Annotated in this window: 17 protein-coding genes; 6 read left to right on the top strand and 11 right to left on the bottom strand. The window is 63.7% G+C overall.

Annotation, left to right across the window (positions count from 1 at the left end; genetic code table 11):
• Nucleotides 1–238 precede the first annotated feature (238 nt).
• Together RLN94_RS12820 and RLN94_RS12815 are read right to left on the bottom strand one after the other, a co-directional pair.
• Nucleotides 239–640, bottom strand: a complete 402-nt coding sequence (locus tag RLN94_RS12820) for a hypothetical protein (protein WP_350060649.1) — start codon at nt 638–640, stop codon at nt 239–241.
• Between the two features lie 908 nt (nt 641–1,548).
• On the bottom strand, nt 1,549–1,965 hold the full coding sequence (locus tag RLN94_RS12815; protein ID WP_048533878.1) for a secondary thiamine-phosphate synthase enzyme YjbQ: 417 nt from the start codon (nt 1,963–1,965) through the stop codon (nt 1,549–1,551).
• A 314-nt stretch (nt 1,966–2,279) separates the two neighbouring features.
• On the opposite strand from RLN94_RS12815, the gene yghX reads away from it, so the two are divergent.
• A complete protein-coding gene (gene yghX, locus RLN94_RS12810; protein ID WP_074834818.1) occupies nt 2,280–3,182 on the top strand; it encodes a YghX family hydrolase in 903 nt (300 codons plus the stop codon).
• 63 nt (nt 3,183–3,245) lie between these two features.
• Here yghX and RLN94_RS12805 read toward each other — a convergent pair whose 3' ends face one another.
• The 4 genes from RLN94_RS12805 to RLN94_RS12790 all read right to left on the bottom strand — a co-directional run bounded on the left by RLN94_RS12805 (nt 3,246) and on the right by RLN94_RS12790 (nt 7,704).
• Complete coding sequence (locus RLN94_RS12805) at nt 3,246–3,806, bottom strand: TadE/TadG family type IV pilus assembly protein (RefSeq protein ID WP_074834881.1); 561 nt, start codon at nt 3,804–3,806, stop codon at nt 3,246–3,248.
• 5 nt (nt 3,807–3,811) lie between these two features.
• Nucleotides 3,812–4,351 carry a TadE/TadG family type IV pilus assembly protein gene (locus RLN94_RS12800; RefSeq protein ID WP_074834816.1) on the bottom strand — a complete coding sequence of 180 codons (540 nt, stop codon included), beginning with the start codon at nt 4,349–4,351 and terminating at the stop codon, nt 3,812–3,814.
• Nucleotides 4,348–5,967, bottom strand: coding sequence for a TadE/TadG family type IV pilus assembly protein (locus RLN94_RS12795; protein ID WP_074834814.1), 1,620 nt, complete (start codon nt 5,965–5,967; stop codon nt 4,348–4,350). The genes RLN94_RS12800 and RLN94_RS12795 overlap by 4 nt, the downstream gene beginning before the upstream one ends.
• 306 nt (nt 5,968–6,273) lie before the next feature.
• Nucleotides 6,274–7,704 (bottom strand): Glu/Leu/Phe/Val family dehydrogenase, encoded by a 1,431-nt coding sequence (locus RLN94_RS12790; RefSeq protein ID WP_074834812.1) that lies wholly within the window; start codon nt 7,702–7,704, stop codon nt 6,274–6,276.
• Nucleotides 7,705–8,176: 472 nt separating this feature from the next.
• On the opposite strand from RLN94_RS12790, the gene RLN94_RS12785 reads away from it, so the two are divergent.
• Genes RLN94_RS12785 through RLN94_RS12775 form a run of 3 tightly spaced genes read left to right on the top strand, consistent with a single transcriptional unit; the run spans nt 8,177 to nt 10,884 of the window.
• On the top strand, nt 8,177–9,772 hold the full coding sequence (locus tag RLN94_RS12785) for a pilus assembly protein TadG-related protein (RefSeq protein WP_350044480.1): 1,596 nt from the start codon (nt 8,177–8,179) through the stop codon (nt 9,770–9,772).
• Nucleotides 9,769–10,308: a TadE/TadG family type IV pilus assembly protein gene (locus tag RLN94_RS12780; RefSeq protein WP_283614528.1), complete on the top strand. Its 540-nt coding sequence runs from the start codon at nt 9,769–9,771 to the stop codon at nt 10,306–10,308. Before RLN94_RS12785 ends, RLN94_RS12780 begins: the two co-directional genes overlap by 4 nt.
• Nucleotides 10,309–10,314: 6 nt before the next feature.
• On the top strand, nt 10,315–10,884 hold the full coding sequence (locus RLN94_RS12775; protein ID WP_048532433.1) for a TadE/TadG family type IV pilus assembly protein: 570 nt from the start codon (nt 10,315–10,317) through the stop codon (nt 10,882–10,884).
• 76 nt (nt 10,885–10,960) lie between these two features.
• On the opposite strand, the gene RLN94_RS12770 is transcribed toward RLN94_RS12775, so the two are convergent.
• The gene (locus tag RLN94_RS12770) at nt 10,961–11,440 is read right to left on the bottom strand and encodes a hypothetical protein (protein ID WP_074834807.1); all 480 of its coding nucleotides are present in this window, start codon (nt 11,438–11,440) and stop codon (nt 10,961–10,963) included.
• 173 nt (nt 11,441–11,613) lie between these two features.
• Between RLN94_RS12770 and RLN94_RS12765 the strand changes: the two genes are divergently transcribed.
• Entirely contained in the window at nt 11,614–12,525 is a 912-nt protein-coding gene (locus RLN94_RS12765) for a pirin family protein (RefSeq protein WP_048532435.1), read from the top strand.
• 51 nt (nt 12,526–12,576) lie between these two features.
• On the opposite strand, the gene RLN94_RS12760 is transcribed toward RLN94_RS12765, so the two are convergent.
• The gene (locus RLN94_RS12760; protein ID WP_074834806.1) at nt 12,577–13,647 is read right to left on the bottom strand and encodes an alcohol dehydrogenase family protein; all 1,071 of its coding nucleotides are present in this window, start codon (nt 13,645–13,647) and stop codon (nt 12,577–12,579) included.
• Between the two features lie 70 nt (nt 13,648–13,717).
• On the opposite strand from RLN94_RS12760, the gene RLN94_RS12755 reads away from it, so the two are divergent.
• Complete coding sequence (locus tag RLN94_RS12755; protein ID WP_074834804.1) at nt 13,718–14,245, top strand: TetR/AcrR family transcriptional regulator; 528 nt, start codon at nt 13,718–13,720, stop codon at nt 14,243–14,245.
• Between the two features lie 40 nt (nt 14,246–14,285).
• Here RLN94_RS12755 and argF read toward each other — a convergent pair whose 3' ends face one another.
• From argF to truA, 3 genes are all read right to left on the bottom strand, one after another.
• The gene (gene argF, locus RLN94_RS12750) at nt 14,286–15,212 is read right to left on the bottom strand and encodes an ornithine carbamoyltransferase (protein WP_074834802.1); all 927 of its coding nucleotides are present in this window, start codon (nt 15,210–15,212) and stop codon (nt 14,286–14,288) included.
• A 73-nt stretch (nt 15,213–15,285) separates the two neighbouring features.
• Complete coding sequence (locus tag RLN94_RS12745) at nt 15,286–16,458, bottom strand: aspartate aminotransferase family protein (protein WP_074834800.1); 1,173 nt, start codon at nt 16,456–16,458, stop codon at nt 15,286–15,288.
• 192 nt (nt 16,459–16,650) lie between these two features.
• On the bottom strand, nt 16,651–17,421 hold the full coding sequence (truA, locus tag RLN94_RS12740) for a tRNA pseudouridine(38-40) synthase TruA (protein WP_074834798.1): 771 nt from the start codon (nt 17,419–17,421) through the stop codon (nt 16,651–16,653).
• Nucleotides 17,422–17,428: the final 7 nt, after the last annotated feature.

The following is a 17,428-nucleotide window of genomic DNA, read 5'->3' as shown; positions in this document are numbered from 1 at the left end:
TGCCGTGGGACTTCGGGAAGAAGGGCTCAAGACGCGCCATCTGTGCATCTGTCAGCCAGAAAAGATCGGACATGTTCACCGCTCGTTTTTCGAACCGTGAATCACGCCGACAGGCGGAAATCAATGGGTCCTGACCCTAGTATGCGCAACCCGCAATTGATGTCCAGCTCAGCATCTCCCTTCCTGGGAGCTCGAAGCAAACCTCCGCTACATATGCGTGCAGGTCTAGTTTGGGCCTTCACGACATGCGCGCCCATGCTGCAACTGCGAAGCCTCCTTCGACCAACGCGGTCATTTTGGGCTCGAAGCAGACTTCTGCGTGACGCTTGGTTTGCAATGCGCGGACAATCTTCGCCGGGCGCATACCCGCCAGCCGCACCTCAAACCAGCGGATGTAGCCGCGCAGGTTCTTAGTGGCCGGTCCGCAGAAAAGCTTCATGAACCTTTTGCAGCGGGCGTGGAGCGAGTTCACGTTCTGGATGTGATAACAGCCTGAGGCCACGCGCGTGCCAGGCTTGCTTCCGACCACGAAGTGCTCGAGACCGCCTGCTGCTGCGACGTTTTTGTATCCGGTGGCGCCGTCGGAACAGAGCACGGCATCGCTCGGAACCAGCGGCTTCATGGCGCGCTCGAGTGTCACGCCCTATCGGTTCGGCAGGCGTCGGAAGTGACGCGCGCCGCCTCGGTCAGCGACGGTGAGAATGGGGAGCTGCCACTTCGAGAAGCCTTGCCACAACTTAAGCCCCTGCGTCGTGAAATCCTCCCACTTGAGCCGGGGCGGCGGTGCGACTCTCCTCGGATCCGCGAAGTGCCGGACCTATTCGCGAGAACCCTTGCGCGTTTCCCGCTGGAAAGTCTCATCCGCCTCAACGATCTCGGAGAAGCTCACTGCCGGGCTGCTGCCGATGATGGAAAACACAAGCATCCGCCAGCGCCAGATCATTTATTTGTTGAGTCCCAGCCGCCGCGCGAGTTTGCGCACCGACTGCGGTGTGACAGTGCACAGCATATTCCGCAGCACGACCATGAACGGTATTCTTAGCCGCCTAGCTCGGGCAGACCCAAAAAACGCGTCCGAGTTTGCCGCACGTCCCCGGCGAGTGCCGATCTCACATGGCGTTAAAATATAGCACGAATTCCCGTTCTCGGACGCCTGTGCCTTTCTCGGACGCCGACGTCCGAGAATTATGCTCACCGTGACACCCAAAAACGCCTTTGAAAGCCGGTTCAAACACGGATTTTACGTGTATTGAACCGGGCTTATACGGACCATCAGCGCGATCACCTTCTGACCGCCCAAAAGAGCCATTCAACGTCCAAACCGCCGTTTCGGAAGGTTTCTGAAAGAATTGCAGTTTCGTCTGCACATCAGCTCGGGCGACGTCTCAACACCCTGATTTTTTTTGTGATCCGGCTTCTTCCGGCCTCTTCTGACCTCTTCCGGTATCCCCTGAAAGAATGTGTTTCAACTAACAGAGGCGTTGGCCGCTATCCCTGCGGGGCTCCCCCGAGGGCATTTTGCAACAGGAGTGGCGGGGGCGGCTGGCGTCAGGCCAGATGGGCCACGATGTCCCGGGATTTGGGTGCGCGGCGGTGTTCGAAAACGTAAATCCCCTGCCAGGTTCCGAGCCGCAGGCGCCCATCAAGCACGGGAATGGAGAGCGAGACCGGCAGCAGCGCGGATTTGATATGCGCCGGCATGTCGTCCGGGCCCTCGTAGGTGTGGGTGAGATAGGACATCGCCGGATCGTCCGAGGGTGGCACCAGGCGGTGAAAAAAAGCGCGCAGGTCGCTCTGCACTTCCGGGTCGGCATTTTCCTGGATCAGCAGGCTGGCCGAGGTATGGCGGATCATCAGCGTCAGCAGCGCCGGTCCGGCCGGGCCGCCGGCGACCCAGGCCGCGACTTCGCGGGTGACCTCGTAAAGCCCCGGGCCCCGGGTGGCGATGGACAGGGTGGTCTGCATGGCGCCGGTCATCCTTCGGACGTGGTCGGCGGCAGCGTGACCCGCCCGCGCGGAATGCAAAGGCGGCGTTTGACGACAGATATGGCACGCTCCGTTGTTTCTGCGTTTCGGCCGCTCCCTATCATGGATGACCGCGGCAGGTCAGGGGGAAATGCCCAGGCCCGGCGGCGCGGGCGGAGGGGTCGCCACGCACGCAACTGTGAGCGGAGGCAGCGCCAAACTCCGGCTTTTCACCTGTTCAACTGGGCGTTGCGCGGTATCGTGAACCGGTCGGGCGGCCGGCGTCCGGCTTGTGTTTGTAAAAAGGACAACCGATGAACGAGATTTCCCCTCCCCGCATGACCGCCAAGGATTTTGATCAGGAGCTGCTCGACCTCTATGATTATTACGCCCATGGCAAGATCACGAAACGCGAGTTCCTCGACCGCGCCGGCAGATTTGCCGTCGGCGGGGTCACCGCCGCGGCGCTGCTGGGCATGCTCAGCCCGAATTACGCGCTGGCCGAACAGGTGCAATTCACCGATCCCGACATCCTGCCGGAATATATCACCTACCCCTCGCCGAACGGCCATGGCGAGGTGCGCGGCTATCTGGTGCGGCCGACCAATGTCGAGGGCCCGGTGCCGGCCGTCGTCGTGGTGCATGAGAACCGCGGTCTCAACCCCTATATCGAAGACGTCGCGCGCCGGGTGGCCAAGGCCGGCTTTCTCGCGCTGGCGCCCGACGGGCTGACCTCGGTCGGCGGCTATCCCGGCAATGACGCCGAGGGGCGCGAGTTGCAGCAGACCGTGAATCGCGAAAAGCTGATGAACGACTTCTTTGCCGCTTATGAATTCCTCGCCGGTCATGACGAGACCACGGGCAAGGTGGGCTGCGTCGGCTTCTGTTACGGCGGCGGGGTCTGCAATGCCATGGCGGTGGCCTATCCCGAGCTTGGTGCCTCGGTGCCCTTCTACGGGCGTCAGGTCAGCGCAGCGGATGTGCCGAGGATCGAGGCGCCGCTGTTGCTGCATTATGCCGGGCTCGACAGCCGCATCAACGAGGGCTGGCCGGCCTACAAGGCGGCGCTGGACGAACATGGCAAGACCTATGAGGCGCATATCTACGAAGGCGTGAACCACGGCTTTCACAACGACAGCACGCCGCGCTATGACGAAGCGGCGGCGGAACTGGCCTGGGACCGCACGATCGCGCATTTCGACCGCTATCTGCGCTGAGCAGAGCACGGCAAAAGGGCGCCTCGCGGGGCGCCCTCTCGCGGCCATGACGGCAGAGGTGGGTTACATGCCGGCCCATTCCAGCTTGGGCGCAAAGCGCGGCCGGGTGAAGGCGAAGTTGTAGAGCTCGGTATCCTCGCTCATGCCCGGCACGTCGAAGATCGGCGAATAGATGGCGGAGGTCTCCACCACAATCACCCGTTCATTGTGCAAGAGCGTCGGCAGATGTTCGGCAAGGGTGGTGTTCAGGTCGCGGTTCTTCAGCGGATAGAGTGGCCCGCGGGTCTGTGACCAGTCGCGGCGGTAAGCGTTCTTGCGCTTGTTCCAGCGCACCATCGTCACCCGGAGTCCGACCTGATCGTTCGCATGGGTCAGGAATTCGAGCATGCTGTGCAACCCGTCGAGATAGTCGTCATCGATTGCATCGGTCTCGCGTGAGAGCGCATCCGAGATGGTATAGGCGGCATTGGTGTTGATCGCCTTTTGCCGGAAGGCATCATAGTAGACATAGGCGCCGGCCAGCATCACGAAGAGCACCGGGGTGAAGATGATCAGTTCGAGGCTGACGCCGCCGCGGGTGTCGCCGGTGAACTGGCGCAGTTTTTGCAGAATCCTGGTCATCATGGCCATTACCTCGGTTCCTGGACGAATGCGGATGTAGAAACGATTGCGGTGAAGCCTTCGCTGTCCTTGGCCAGCTGGCCCCCGAGACCGGTTGTCGGGAACACCGGCTTGAACTTGTAGCAGGCACGCAGCAGCATGATCTCGTTGTCCTCGCCGCTCTGGAAATTCCGCAGCGGCCGGGCGTCTTCGGCCGAATTCTGACATTCGGCGGCGCTCGGAATGCCGGCGAAGGCCCGCGGATCGACTACCTTCATCTCGAGCCGCAGCGTTGCGGTGCATTCGGGAATGATGGCGGCGGTGTCGCAGATCTTTTCGCGGATGGTGTCGTAATTGGCCGCGAAACCGGTGGAGAGGCGGATTTCTCGCACCGTGGTGTCGAGGCCGCGTTCCAGCATGGCGTGGCGGATGTTCATCCAGCCCATCTCGACCATCGCGCCGAGGAAGACTGCAAACAGCGGCAGGACGATGGCGAATTCGATGACCGAGGCCGCGCCGCTTTCGTCCTTGCAGAACCGGGCGGTTGCCTGTTTCAGGTTGCGTGTCATTGGATCAGCCTCAGGTTGTTGATCTGGCGGGCAATGGCGTGGAAGGTTTCGGTGATCTCGATCCCCTCCACTGCAAAGTAATGCGAGTCCGAGGAGGCGCAGTCCTTGAGCGCGTTCTGCCCCGCTGTCGGCGCCTCGAAGGCGATGGCAAAGACCACGATGCCCTTGTCCCTGGCTGCCTGGCACACCGTCGACAGACGGGTGTCGGCCGAGGTCGCACCGACGATGCCAGTATAGCCGTAGTAGATGTTGGAATAGGCGCTCTGCGAGATGAAGTTGTCGCGCTCGGGCCGTTCCCAGAACTTCTTGGCCACGCCCTTGACCCCCCAGCGGGCATAGACTTCGGCGTTGGTCATCCGGCGAGCCGACGTGCCACCGTCGAGATAGTTGCGATAGCGGTAATCCCAGCTCCAGCCGTCGTAGCGCACCCAGTAGTATGTGTCGTTGCTGGTGCCCGTGTTGTCATCGACAAGCACCGAGAAGCGGTCATCGCTCATCGACGTGGTGCCCCGGTCGTCGATCCAGACGTCGGACCATTCGGTCTTGAACTCGGGTTTGAGGTCATATTGCGTGGTGTTCTGCCCATCGGTCATCAGCACCACCACTTTCATCGCCTCGGTGTCGGTGAAGGTTGCCGGACGCTGGGTGGCCGATTCCGACAGGTGGCCGTCGGCGCGCATCTGGTCGAACACCGGGGCGGCCGCGTCGGACAGCAGGGCCGTCCCCCATTTCATGCCGAGGTCGATGGCGGTATTGCCGCCGGCCCCGAGCGAGTCGATATGGGCCTTCAGCGCATTTGCATCGCTCGAGGCCACGACGATCTGGCCATAGTCGTCATCCGGGCACCAGGGATTGGAGATCTCGGTCGTGGTCTCGCTTGACGAATAGGGATCGAAATGCGCCAGACGCTTGAGCAGCTGGTCCTGTGTGATATCGACCGTGTCGAATTCATTGTCGTTGAAGATCACGCAGTTGGAATAGTCGTGCGTGTCCTCGATGTTGAAATATTGCGAAACGGTCGGGCCGAGGTTCACCGTGGCATTGTACGGCACCACGGAAACGGTGGTCTGATCCATCGCGTCGGTAGTCGGGGTGATCACCGTATCGACGAATTCCTTGGCGGCGGCGCGCAGGTTCTGGATCTTGCTGTTCGATCCCATCGAACCCGAGATATCGAGGATCATCGAGATCTCGACCTTGGAAATCTTTTCTTCCGCGACACTGTGGGCCGGCGCGTTCAGGCTGTCGATCCCGGCCATGCGCATGAACAGCGTCTCGACATCGGTGTTGCCGGTGGCCGAGACCGTCCGATAGTTGAGCCCCTCATCGACGGTGACCTGCGTCAGCGCACCGGCGACGCCGGCGGTGGCGACGTAATCCTGGGCGACGCCGGACGGATCGGCCTCCTGATCGAGATCGGCGGCAGCCAGCACGGCACGGTCGAGCACGTGCTGCATCTTGGTGCGGATCGATTCATAGCGCATCACGTCAATGGCCGCGCCAGTGGTCAGCAGGATCGCGAGGCTCAGGTAGACGCACACGATGGTGGCGTTGCCGGAGTCATCCTGCCAGAAGCGGCGTACAAAGGCGCGGTGCCCTTTCGCAAATCCTGTCATGTTGTCGTTCCCTCTGTGACCACGGAGCGGATCTCTGTGAGGCATTTACTATTGGGTGAGAATTGGTGCGTGCTGAGGGCACAAAAACGGCAAAAAAAGGGTTTTACCCGAGGAATTTAGAAAATCCTGCCACATCTGCGCCACGGCAGACATGGTGTTTTCCTTGAAAACCAGGTGGTTGGGGGAATTCAGCGGAACAGGGCCAAAAGCGGGCCGCGCGTGATCGCGCCGTTATCTTTCCGTAAAGCGCGGCGATCTCCGCCGCATTTCGCCGCGGGTCGGCCCCGCGGCGAAAGCTGTCTGGCCCTAGAGCCCCTTGGCGCGATAACTCGACGCCACCTTGCCGATCGCCACCAGATAGGCGGCGGTGCGCAGATCGTCGACGTCCTCACGCTCGTGCCAGACATCGCGCATCGACTGGAATGCGGTGCGCATGGTGTCATCGAGGCCCGAGCGCACCAGCTCGAGCTCATCCGCGCCCCTGAGGTATTTCTCCTTGAAGTGCGGCGTCATCGACCATTTGTCGCCCAGGTGATCGCTGAGCCGCTCAAGCTCCTTGACGATCAGCTCGTGGCGCGCCTCTTCCTGCCGGCGCTGCATCCGGCCAAAGCGGATGTGCGACAGGTTTTTGACCCATTCGAAATAGGACACCGTGACACCGCCGGCATTGGCATACATATCGGGGATGATCACCGTGCCCTTCTTGCGCAGGATATCGTCGGCCCCGGCCGTCACCGGGCCGTTCGCCGCCTCGATGATCAGCGGCGCCTTGATCCGTTCGGCGTTCGACATGTTGATCACGCCCTCGAGCGCAGCCGGAATGAGGATGTCGCATTCCTCCTCCATCACCGCTGCGCCTTCGGAATGATGCGCGGCATCCGGATAGCCGGTCACACCGCCATGTTTGACGATCCATTCACGCACGCCCTCGACGTTGAGACCTTCGGCGCTGAACAGCGCACCGTCACGCTCGATGATGCCGATCACCTGGCAGCCGTCCTCTTCGGACAGGAACTTGGCGGCGTGATAGCCGACATTGCCGAGCCCCTGAACGATGACCCGCTTGCCGTCGAGCGTGCCCGAGAGACCGGCCTTGTCAACGCCCTGCCGGTCGCGAAAGAACTCGCGCAGGGCATATTGCACACCGCGCCCGGTCGCCTCGACCCGACCGGAGATGCCACCGGCATTGAGCGGTTTGCCGGTCACGCAGGCCCGGGCGTTGATGTCGGTGGTGTTCATCCGGGCGTATTGATCGGCGATCCAGGCCATCTCGCGTTCCGAGGTGCCCATGTCGGGCGCCGGCACGTTCTGCGACGGGTTGATCAGATCGCGCTTGGCCAGCTCATAGGCAAAGCGGCGCGTTACCTGTTCCAGCTCGTGCTCGTCATATTGCCGCGGATCGATGCAGAGCCCGCCCTTGGAGCCACCGAACGGCGCTTCGACCAGCGCGCATTTGTAGGTCATCAGCGCCGCCAGCGCCTCGACCTCGTCCTGGTTGACGGCGTTGGAATAGCGGATGCCGCCCTTGACCGGCTCCATATGCTCGGAATGCACCGACCGATAGCCCACAAAGGTCTGTATCCGCCCCCTTAGCCGCACCCCGAAGCGCACCGTATAGGTCGCGTTGCAGACCCTGATCTTTTCCTCCAGCCCCGGCGGCAGGTCCATGAGAGAGACCGCGCGGTTGAACATCAGATCGACGCTCTCGCGGAATGTCGGTTCATTGGCTGGCTGCATTGGGTTCCTCCATTGGGTCCGGGCAGACGACTCGCCCATTTGATTAATCTTTTGGCATCAAGCCTATGACGCTAAGGTTAAGGCGCGCGAGCATTTTTTCCGGTTTTTCCTTGCCGGATTTTCCCCGCCGCCCCGGGCTTCGGCGCACGAGATGGCCGGGCAAGCCATGCGTCGGACAGCTGACACCGCGCAGTAGGCCCAATTTCCCTCAAATTGTTTCTAGCGCCCAGACAATCCCCCGAAAGAATTTGCACTAACGCTGAAACAGATACAAAAACACGTTATTATACAGTGACTTGCCTTAATTTCGCCGAGTTCGTCGGGCATAGATATTGCAGCACGAGGTCCGTCCCGGGAACAGCTGCTTCCACCGCCATTTCGGCGCCAGACTGAAACTTCGGGGCTTCAGTGAGTGAGGATTGTAATAATGCATAAGGACATTTCTGGTCCGCCGCTTTCCGTAAGGGAAAGGATGGCGACCCGGTTGCACCGGTTCCGGCGCGACGACGCGGGCACCATCACCGTACTTGCCATGATTATTTTTGTCGGCATCATCGCGATCTGCGGCTTCGGCGTCGATCTGATGATGAACGAGATGAAGCGCGCCAAATTGCAGGCCACGCTTGACCGGGCCGTCCTGGCCGCGGCCGATCTCGAACAGGATCTCGATCCTGCCGCGGTGGTCGACGATTACTTCGTCAAATCCGGCATGGACGGCACGCTCAGCTCCACTTCGGTGGACGACGGGCTGAATTACCGCGTGGTCTCGGCCACGGCCCAGCAGTCCTCCAACCCGCTCTTTCTCGGTGTGCTGGGCATCGATCAGATGATCGCCCCGGCCGCCGGCGAAGCCATGGAACGAATGTCGAACGTCGAGATCTCGCTGGTGCTCGACCGCTCCGGTTCGATGGGATCGAACAACAAGATCCAGAACCTGCGCGCCGCCGCCCGCGAATTCGTCGATACGGTGATTCAGCCCGAAGGTGCCCCCAGTCTGACCACGGTCAACCTGGTCAGCTACAATGCCACGGTGAACCTCGGATCGGTGGTGTCGCAGTATTTCAACCTCTCGGCCGAGCACAATTATTCGAGCTGCGCGATCTTTCCCGATACCGCCTTCGACACCCTGGGCATTTCGCGCACTTCCGAGCTTGACCGGTTGAGCCATTTCGACCCCTGGAGCAGCAGCGAATACACCACCGAGATCTCGCAGCCCTGGTGCCCGGATGACGATTACGGCGCGATCGTGGTGCAAAGCGCCGATGCCACGGCGCTCAAGGGTCACATCGACAACCTCGGGGCCGGCGGCAACACCGCGATCGACCTCGGGATGAAATGGGGCACCGCCCTGCTCGATCCGAGCGCGCAATCGCTGGTCGACGACATGATCGCCGATGGCCAGGCCGATCCCATCGTCGCCGGCCGTCCCAGCGCCTATACCGATCCCGACGCGCTCAAGATCATCGTGCTGATGACCGACGGCGCCAATACCACCGAATATGACCTCAAGCCCGAGTTCCAGACCGGCATGTCGGAGATCTTCATTGACGACCGCGGCGACAACAATCCGTCGAACGACCGGTTCTCGTCCCGCATCGTCGACCAGTCGGGTACATCCTCGGATGTCTACTACTGGGATCGCTACGAGAACTACTCGAACAGCTACAAGTACCGCAATTCGCCCGACGGCGGCAGCAACGCGCGGCAGATGAGCAATGCCGAAACCTTTGCCCGCTGGGGCACCCGCGGCCGCGCCACCAAGTTCTATCGCACGCCCTACCGGGATGGCCGGGTGTCCTACAGCACCTATGCCGGGCAGTACAACGCCTATGAGGGTATCGTTTACGCCGACCACGCCGACACCCGGCTTGCCGCGATCTGCGGCCAGGCTCGGGATGCAGGCATCGTGGTCTTCGCCATCGGCTTCGAGGCGCCCCAGCGCGGCCTGAACGCGATGGAGAACTGCGCCTCCTCTCCGTCCCATTACTTCGACGTCGCCGGTGTCGAGATTTCCGACGCCTTCAATTCCATCGCCCGGACCATCACCCAACTGAGGCTGACCCAATGACCCATCGCCTGAAACTCCATATGCGCCGGTTTGTCCGCGAAGAGTCGGGCTCTGTCGAAACCGTGGCCTTTGCCCTCTGGATGCCGATGATCGTGCTGATCCTGCTGACCATGCTCGAAGTGGGCGCCTATACCGCCCGTGCCACGATGCTGGAACGCGCCATGGATCAGACCGTCCGGTCGATCCGGCTCGAGACCGGGGCGGCGCCGCAACACGATGCGATCAAGGACATGATCTGCGAACGCGCCGTGATCCTGCCCGATTGCACCACCAACCTGCGGCTCGAGATGGTGCAGCGCGACCCGCGCGGCTGGACGGCCCTGCCCGGCTCGGCCGACTGCACCGACACTGCGCTCGAGGTCGCGCCGGTGCGCGCCTTCGTCAACGGCCAGACCAACGAGCTGATGGTGCTGCGCGCCTGTGCCAAGGTCACGCCGATCTTTCCGATCACCTTCCTGGCGCCGTCTCTCCAGAAGGACAACGCCGGAGACTACGCCCTGTTGGCCGCAACCTCCTTTGTCCAGGAACCGAGGTAATTCGTCATGATTGTTAAAAATTTCGGAAAACTCGCCTCGCAACTGCGTAAATTCCGCCGCGATGCCGATGGCAGCGTCAATATCGAAGCCATCATCCTGATGCCGGTTCTGCTGCTGACGATGGCGGTGTCGATGGTGTTCTACGATGCGTTCCGCCGCGACAGCATGGGCGAAAAGGCCACCTATACCCTGGGCGACATGCTCTCGCGCGAGACCGCCTATATCACGCCGGCGTATGTCGACAGCGCCAAGGACCTGTTCGGCTTTCTCACCGGCACCGGCGATGCCGACAACACCATCCGCGTCAGCGTCGTGTCCTATGACGGACCGGGCGCAAGCTACAACGTCGAATGGAGCGAGGTGCGCGGCGCCCATGCCATGACGCTGACCGATGCCGAGCTTGCCGGCCAGCATGACCAACTGCCGGTGATGGTGAGCGGCGAACAATTGATCGTGGTCGAAACCTATGTCGATTACGACTGGCCATTGGAGCTCGGGTTCAATGACGGCGTGCTGACCGCGCGCGTCTTTACCCGCCCCCGGTTTGCGCCACAACTCGTCTGGCTGGGAAGCTAACCCCCCAACAGGCACACCGACAGACGTGTTGTGACCAGCGACAGGCCGGGCAGCAATGTCCGGTCTGTTCCTCCTGTCAGAGCCCGCCGCGCCGCTCGACCAGCTGCATGTTCATCAGGTCGGCCATGTATTTCGCATCCGCCGCCGCCGTCACCCCGCCGACCCCGATCCGCTTGCCCATCACCCAGTAGAGCCCGGGCCGCCAGCGCCGGGGCTGTCTGGTCCGGGTGACGATCATGAAGCCGTTCGACGGCTTCATCGCCAGCATGCCGCGTTCGACGGTGACGATATCGTCGAAGGCCGCCAGCAGATGACCTTCGGAATCGAAAAGCCCGTCATCGCGCAGCTCGAGTCGCAGCGCGGTGGCCTGAAGCATCCGCATCGCCGCATAAAGTGCCGCGCCACCCAGCGCGATCAGCGCCAGCTGCCAGTAAAAGGCATCAAAGCTCTGAGACAGCGCCAGATAAAGCACCAGCAGCCCCAGCCCGAACATCGTGCCGACGCCGAAATACCGCCGTGCGGGCGATGCCGCCAGTTCCGCCAAAACCTCTGCCATATGCGCGTTCTCCTCAGCTCCGCCGCCTCTTACCCTGCTTTGCGGCCGGGTGCGAGGGGGCTTGCGGGCCAATGGACTTGTGTCCTGACGCACATGACCCCTTCGGCGACCGCGATTGCAGCGCGCTGATGCACGACCTATCTTTGCCGCAAGAGGCAAGAAAGGACCATACCATGTCTTTGCGACCCACATTGGAAACCCGCCGCGCCCAACCCACGATGGAGGGTGCCGGCGTCAAACTGCACCGCGCCTTCGGCTTTCAGGATCCGAGCGAGCTCGACCCCTTCCTGTTGTTCGACGATTTCCGCGGCGAGACGCCCGGCGACTACAGCGCCGGCTTTCCCTGGCACCCGCACCGCGGCATCGAGACGATCACCTATGTTCTGGGGGGCGCGGTGGATCATGCCGACAGCCTCGGCAATTCCGGCACCCTGGGCGCGGGCTCGGTGCAATGGATGACCGCCGGATCGGGCATTCTTCACCAGGAGATGCCCAAGGGCAACGCCAAAGGCCAGATGCACGGCTTTCAGCTCTGGGCCAACCTGCCGTCCTCGCTGAAGATGACCGCGCCGCGCTATCAGGACATCCATGCGCCGGACATTCCCGAAGTGGTGGATGACGACGGGACGCGGGTCAAGGTGATCACCGGCGAGTTCTGGGGCAAGCGCGGGCCGGTCGACGGTATCGCCGCCGATCCGCAATATCTCGATGTCTTTGTCCCGGCGGGCGTCAAGAAGACCTTCCGGGTCGACACCTACCGCCGCGCCTTTGCCTATGTCTTCGAGGGCGCCGGCGCCTTTGCCGATGCCTCCGGGCCGCAGGGCGTGCTGCTCGAGAAGGAGGTGGCGGGCCAGGAGGTCAATATCCGCGACCTTTCGGGCAACCGCACGCTGGTGCGCTTCGGCACCGGCGACGAGGTGACGGTGCAGGCCGGGCCCGAGGGCATTCGTTTTCTGCTGATCTCCGGCGCGCCGATCAACGAGCCGGTGGCTTGGCACGGGCCGATCGTGATGAACACCCGCGAAGAGCTGACCCAGGCCTTTGCAGAGCTGCGCAACGACACCTTCATCCGCCCGGCGCATTGATCGCACGCGGGGCGCCCGACACCGGGCGCCCCGATCATTTTCGCCACGACATCAGCCGGCGATCAGGATGCCGATCTTGCCCATGTGGGATTTTTCCAGAAAGGCCTCCTGCGCCTGGCGCAGATCGTGCAGCGGATGGGTTTCGGCCACCACCGGGCGAATTTCGCCCCGCTCGATATAACCCACCAGATCGGTGAAGACCCGCGGCTCCTGCCGGGTGCTGCCGATCAGGGTCAGGTCCTTGAGGTAGAGGGTGCGCAGGTCGAGCTCGACAATCGGCCCGGCAATGGCGCCGGAGGTCACATAGCGGCCCCTGGGCGCAAGCGCGTCGAGCAGCCCGGGCCAGCGCGTGCCCCCCACCAGATCGAGCACCACGTCAAAGGCGTCCTGCGGCAGCTGGTCGTCGCGGCCCAGGGTGGCATCGGCACCGAGCGTTCTGAGCGCCGCGGTCTTGGCCGGGCTGGTCACCGCCGTGACATGGGCGCCACGACGTTTGGCCAATTGCACCGCAGCCGAGCCGACCCCGCCGGAGGCGCCGGTAATCAGCACCCGTTCGGCGCCCAGGGCGGCGCGCTGGATCATCCCTTCCGCGGTCGAGAAGGCGCAGGGGAAGGAGGCCAGCTCCACATCCGAGAGCGCGCTGTCGACCGGGACGGTATTGGCGGCATCGATGGTGGTATATTCGGCGAAACCGCCGTCACGCTCCGAACCGAAGGTCTCCAGCGCATCGGCATCGCCCCCTTCAGGCCGGTACATCGGACGCACCAGCACCCGCGCGCCCAGCCGCTCCGGCGCAACACCGGCGCCCAGGGCGACGATCTCACCGCAGCAATCGGCGCCCTGGATCCGGGGAAAGCTCAGCGCACCCGACCAGCCGCCATCGGCATCCGAGGCACCGTCATAACCCCCGGCGGCGGCCGAGCCGGTGTCGCCGCGCACCGCCTTGGAATACCAGCCGGTGCGGGTGTTCACATCGGTGTTGTTCACCGCCGAGGCGCCGACCCGGATCAGCACCTCGCCGGCCCGCGGCTGCGGCACCGGCACGTCCTCGCGCCACTCGAGCCGGTCGAGCCCGCCATGGCCGGTCAGGACAACGGCTTTCATCGTTCGGGGCAATGTCATTGCGGAATCTCCACGTGTAGAATGATCTCTCTACTTGCCCAGGTAGAGCAACCATTCTACATCGTCAAGCATGACCGACACGATGACCAGGATCGCCAGCGGGCTTGAGCGCGCATTTGCCAGCGGCGGCTTTGCCGCGCCCAGCGTCGAGGATCTGCGCGATGCGGCTGGGGTAAGCCTGCGCACGCTTTACAAATACACCCCCTCGCGGGTCGAAATGGTGCGCGCGGCGCTGGAAAACCGGCACCGGCGCTATCTGGCGCGGGTGTTCGACGATCTGCCGCCGGCGCCGGAGGCGGCGCTTGACGAGATCCTGACCCGGATCGGCGGATGGATGGAGACCGAAGCCTCGCATGGTTGTCTGTTTCACGCCGCCGTGGCCGCCGATCCCGGCAATGCCGACCTGCGCGCCCTGCTCGAGCGCCACAAGACCGAAGTCGCCGCCCGCGCGGCGGCCGCCACCGGCCTTGCCGGACGCGAGACCCATCTGCTGCTGTTGTTCGAAGGGCTGACGCAGACCTGGCCGCTGCGCGGCGCCGCGGCCATGGCCGCGGCCGGCGCACTGGCCAAGACGCTCACGGCCGACGCATCGGCGTGAACGCGCCCTGAGCGCCCTGAGACACGCCTCTGCGCCGGGATCAGACGCCCAGGCACCAGCGCATGACGGCCTTTTGTGCATGCAGCCGGTTTTCCGCCTCGTCGAAGACCACCGAATGCTTGCCGTCCATGATCTCCGAGGTCGCCTCTTCCTCGCGGTGGGCCGGCAGGCAATGCATGAAAAGCGCGTCCGGCCGGGCGTGCTGCATCAGCGCCGCATTGACCTGATACGGCCGCAGCATGTTGTGACGCCGCTCCTTCGAGGACTGGCTGTCATGCATCGACACCCAGGTGTCGGTCACCACCAGATCGGCATCGGTCACGGCCCGCACCGGATCGCGCTCGATGGTGACGCTGACACCCTGCTTGCGGGCATGGCCGATGAACTCGGCCTCGGGATCGAGCTGCGACGGGCCGGTAAAGACCATGTCGAAGCCGAACTGCCCGGCGGCATGCAGGAAGGAGGCGCAGACATTGTTGCCGTCGCCGGCCCAGACCACGCGCTTGCCCCGGATCGGCCCGCGGTGTTCCTCGTAGGTCAGGATATCGGCCATGATCTGGCAGGGGTGGGTGCGGTCGGTGAGACCGTTGATCACCGGCACATCGGCATATTCCGCCATTTCGATCAGCACCGATTCATCGAAGGTACGGATCATGATCAGGTCCACATAGCGCGACAGCACGCGGGCGGTATCGGCGATGGTCTCGCCATGGCCCAGCTGCATGTCCTGCCCCGAGAGCACCATGGTCTGCCCGCCCATCTGGCGCACGCCGACGTCAAAGCTGACCCGGGTGCGGGTCGAGGGTTTTTCAAAGATCAGCGCCACCATCCGGCCGGCCAGCGGCTGGTCGTCGTCGGGCGCGCCGCGCGTCCGGCCGAGCCGGGCCTTCTTCATCGTCTGGGCATTGTCGATGATGGTCCGCAGGTCGGCGGCGGCGGTCTTGTGGATGTCGAGGAAATGGTTCATGGCTATTCGCTTTTCTGGCGGAAGATTGGGGGCCAGCCCCCAAGCTCCCGCGGTATTTTCAAACAGAAGAAGATCAGGCAGCGAGCGCGGCGGCGGCCCGGTCGAGACGGCGGGCGGCCTCGGCGATGTCGTCCTCGGTGACGGTCAGCGGCGGCAAGAGGCGCACCACGTTGTCGGCGGCGGGCACGGTGATCACCTGGGCGTCATAGCCGGCGGCGACCAGATTTCCCGGGGCGACCCGGCACTTCAGCCCGAGCATCAGACCCTGGCCGCGAACCCCCTCGAAGATGCCGGGGTGATCCGCCACCAGGCCTTCGAGTTTCTGGCGCAACAGCCCGGCCTTGCGGTTGACGCTGTCGAGGAAGGCCGGCGTGCCGACGTGATCCATCACCGCGCAGCCCACCGCGCAGGCCAGCGGATTGCCGCCATAGGTCGAGCCGTGGCTGCCGGCGGTCATCGGGTCGCCCGCCGCCTCGGTGGCCAGCACCGCGCCCAGCGGGAAGCCGCCGCCGATGCCCTTGGCCACCATCATGATATCCGGCGTCACCCCCGACCATTCATGGGCAAAGAGCCGGCCGGTGCGGCCCATGCCGCATTGCACTTCGTCGAAGATCAAAAGCAGACCGTGGGCATCGCAGAGCGCCCGCAGCCCCTTGAGGAAGGCGTCGGAGGCCGGGCGAATGCCGCCCTCGCCCTGGATCGGCTCGATCAGCACGGCGCCGGTGGTCTCGGTGATCGCCGCCTCGACGGCATCGAGATCGTCCCAGGGCAGAGACGTGAAGCCGGGCATCAGGGGGCCGAAGCCCTGGGTCATCTTTTCGCTGCCCGAGGCGGCGATGGCGGCCGTGGAGCGGCCGTGGAAACAGCCCTCGAAGGTAAGAAAGCCGGTCTTTTCCGGCTGGCCGGCAGCGTGATGATACCGGCGCGCCATCTTGATCGCCAGCTCGGCGCATTCGGTGCCGGAATTGGTAAAGAAAACGGTGTCGGCAAAACTCGCCTCGACCAGCTTCCGGGCCAGCGCCTCCTGCTGCGGGATCTCGTAGAGGTTGGAGACATGCCACAGCGCCTGCGCCTGATCGGTCAGCGCCTTGACCAGCGCCGGATGCGCATGGCCCATGACATTGACCGCGATGCCGCTGCCCAGGTCGAGAAATCGGCGCCCGTCCTCTTCGATCAGCCAGCTGCCTTCGCCCTTGGCGAAGTGCAATTTTGCCCGGTTGTAGGTTGGCAGGACAGGAGGGATCATGGCGTCATCCTTTGCAAGAAGGCCGATTGGTGCCAAGGGCACGCGGTCAAGTCAAGGTTTTGATGGGATTGAAAACAAACAGGCCGGGGCCGCGCGCGGGGCGGCGCGGCGGGAAGATCAGAAATCTCGTCGGATCCGGGGTGTCTGTGTCATGCGCGCTGTCTAGGGCGGAACGCCGCCGCGCGCAAGGGCTCATCGCGCAAAGGGATCCTCGGGATAGCCCACGCCCATCAGGTAAAGCCCCTGCGGCGGGCAGACCGGGCCGCAGGCGGCGCGGTCGCGGGCGTCGAGCGCGTCTTTGACCCGATCGGGCGGCCAGGCGCCCGAGCCCACCCGTTCCAGCGTGCCGACGAAGCTGCGCACCTGGTTGTGCAGGAACGACCGCGCCGCCAGGCGGAACTGGTATTCAGGCCCGGCATCGGTCTCGGCCAGGGTGATCTCGAGGCTGTCGAGCGTCTTGACCGGCGAGGCCGCCTGACAGATCGACGAGCGGAAGGTGGTGAAATCGTGATGCCCCACCAGATGCGCCGCGCCCGCGCGCATCGCCTCGAGATCGAGCGGATTGTTGACTCGCCAGACCTGCCCCGCCTCCATGGTGCAGGGCGCGCGGCGCGACAGCAGCCGGAAGAGATAGCGCCGCTCCAGCGCCGAGAAGCGCGCATGCCAGTCATCGGCCACCGGCGCGCAATCGCGGATCGCCACACGGGCGGGTTTCAGGTGGTGGTTCAACGCCTCGGAGAGCCGGAAGGGATCCCACTCCTTGAGCATGTCGCACTGCGCCACCTGGCCGCGGGCATGCACCCCGGCATCGGTGCGACCGGCGGCGGCGATGGTGTGGTCGCGCGGCTCCAGACGGGCCAGCGCGGCCTCGATCGCACCCTGCACCGAGGGTTGATCGGCCTGCCGTTGCCACCCGGCGAACCCGGTGCCGTCATATTCCACTTTCAGCGCATATCTGGGCATGGCCGCG

This window comes from Roseovarius sp. (assembly GCF_040223625.1).
Lineage (GTDB): Bacteria > Pseudomonadota > Alphaproteobacteria > Rhodobacterales > Rhodobacteraceae > Roseovarius.
The sequence above is the reverse complement of the archived record's forward strand: the minus strand, read 5'-3'. Positions and strand labels throughout refer to the sequence as shown.

Bases quoted from the DNA above. Each gene is read 5' to 3' on its own strand.
- RLN94_RS12775 (WP_048532433.1), top strand. From the start codon at position 10,315: ATGATTGTTAAAAATTTCGGAAAACTCGCCTCGCAACTGCGTAAATTC.
- argF (WP_074834802.1), bottom strand. From the start codon at position 15,212: ATGAACCATTTCCTCGACATCCACAAGACCGCCGCCGCCGACCTGCGG.
- RLN94_RS12780 (WP_283614528.1), top strand. From the start codon at position 9,769: ATGACCCATCGCCTGAAACTCCATATGCGCCGGTTTGTCCGCGAAGAG.
- RLN94_RS12755 (WP_074834804.1), top strand. From the start codon at position 13,718: ATGACCGACACGATGACCAGGATCGCCAGCGGGCTTGAGCGCGCATTT.
- RLN94_RS12795 (WP_074834814.1), bottom strand. From the start codon at position 5,967: ATGACAGGATTTGCGAAAGGGCACCGCGCCTTTGTACGCCGCTTCTGG.
- yghX (WP_074834818.1), top strand. From the start codon at position 2,280: ATGAACGAGATTTCCCCTCCCCGCATGACCGCCAAGGATTTTGATCAG.
- RLN94_RS12760 (WP_074834806.1), bottom strand. From the start codon at position 13,647: ATGACATTGCCCCGAACGATGAAAGCCGTTGTCCTGACCGGCCATGGC.
- RLN94_RS12805 (WP_074834881.1), bottom strand. From the start codon at position 3,806: ATGATGACCAGGATTCTGCAAAAACTGCGCCAGTTCACCGGCGACACC.
- RLN94_RS12765 (WP_048532435.1), top strand. From the start codon at position 11,614: ATGTCTTTGCGACCCACATTGGAAACCCGCCGCGCCCAACCCACGATG.
- RLN94_RS12790 (WP_074834812.1), bottom strand. From the start codon at position 7,704: ATGCAGCCAGCCAATGAACCGACATTCCGCGAGAGCGTCGATCTGATG.
- RLN94_RS12745 (WP_074834800.1), bottom strand. From the start codon at position 16,458: ATGATCCCTCCTGTCCTGCCAACCTACAACCGGGCAAAATTGCACTTC.
- RLN94_RS12815 (WP_048533878.1), bottom strand. From the start codon at position 1,965: ATGCAGACCACCCTGTCCATCGCCACCCGGGGCCCGGGGCTTTACGAG.
- RLN94_RS12785 (WP_350044480.1), top strand. From the start codon at position 8,177: ATGGCGACCCGGTTGCACCGGTTCCGGCGCGACGACGCGGGCACCATC.
- truA (WP_074834798.1), bottom strand. From the start codon at position 17,421: ATGCCCAGATATGCGCTGAAAGTGGAATATGACGGCACCGGGTTCGCC.
- RLN94_RS12770 (WP_074834807.1), bottom strand. From the start codon at position 11,440: ATGGCAGAGGTTTTGGCGGAACTGGCGGCATCGCCCGCACGGCGGTAT.
- RLN94_RS12800 (WP_074834816.1), bottom strand. From the start codon at position 4,351: ATGACACGCAACCTGAAACAGGCAACCGCCCGGTTCTGCAAGGACGAA.